The organism is Pseudomonas saxonica (assembly GCF_007858365.1).
Taxonomy (GTDB): domain Bacteria; phylum Pseudomonadota; class Gammaproteobacteria; order Pseudomonadales; family Pseudomonadaceae; genus Aquipseudomonas; species Aquipseudomonas saxonica.
In genome coordinates, this window is record NZ_VFIO01000035.1 from 1 (window position 1) to 1,177 (window position 1,177).

The window sequence follows — 1,177 nt, forward strand, 5'->3', positions numbered from 1 at the left end:
AGAGGGTGTTTACAAAACTAAGCAGTCAACCTGCGTAGCAGCATTCTTCCCTGAGCCAGCCATACCCATGCCTCGGCGATTCGTGGCAGCCGATCGTAATGAACTGCAAGTCGTCGAGCCCGATCATTCCAGGCGTGGGATCGCTCGACGACCCAGCGTTTCGCCTGCGGGACAAACCCCTTCGCGTCTGCTTGTACTACGAATAGATCCAGCTGTTGTGAGTCCACCCAACGCCCAACATTTTTGTTGGCCGGATGCCTGATAACTTTGACCTGAACGTCATGGCGCTGCGAGATTGTTTGCGCACATTGCCCTGCGTAGCCATTGTCTACGTACAGCGTTTGGATACTTGGATATTTAGCGAATCCGTCGGCCACAATGGGGTGTGCGCCCGCATGATCTTGGATGTTTGCCGCAGTAACGCTTACAGCCAATAGCAGTCCCAGTGTATCGACCAGGAGATGGCGCTTTCGCCCTTTAACCTTCTTGCCGCCATCAAAACCCGTTTCGCCCCCTTGCGCCGAACCCCGAGTTGACTGCGAATCCAGCACTGCTGCCGTTGGCTCTGTCGCACGGGCTTCGCGTTCGCGCCATTGCTGGCGCAACCGATCATGCATGTTCTCGAACTTACCTTGCTCACTCCAACGCCTAAATGTTCGGTAGACGTTCTGCCAACGCGGAAAATGCTGTGGCAGCATCCGCCAAGCACAACCGCTGCGAACGACGTAACAGCACGCATCTACCACCACGCGGCGGCTGATGCGCGGGGGAACTCCGCGCCCTTTGTTTTCGAAAATATCTTGGACAAGCACCCATTCTGCATCGGTCAGACTGCTGGGATAGTCCTGCTCCGGTTCGAGCCGACGATGGGCTTCTGTGTAACCATATCGCGGTGGTTCGGCCGGGGCCTTCTCGATGACAACAGCCTTATTGCTGGGAACAAGCACTACACCTTGCCGCTCAAGAGCACTGATCACAGGGCGCTTGGTTATCGAAATGCCTGTTCGGCGAGCAAACTCACGACGAATTTCGAGTAGCGTAATAGTCGGATCAGATTTAACTATTTGAACCAGAAGCACTTCGTGCTCAGGTCTAATTTTGATGTTGGCCACTGACAGGCTTCCACGAATACGATGTTGGTCGCATGTTATCAGCGTTTTATTTGTAAACACCCTCT

General features: G+C 54.2%; 1 protein-coding gene. It reads right to left on the reverse strand.

Going from position 1 to position 1,177, the window contains the following annotated elements; genetic code table 11:
• Positions 1-17: 17 nt before the first annotated feature.
• Complete coding sequence (locus FJD38_RS24400) at positions 18-1,118, reverse strand: IS5 family transposase (protein ID WP_146388041.1); 1,101 nt, start codon at positions 1,116-1,118, stop codon at positions 18-20.
• Positions 1,119-1,177: the final 59 nt, after the last annotated feature.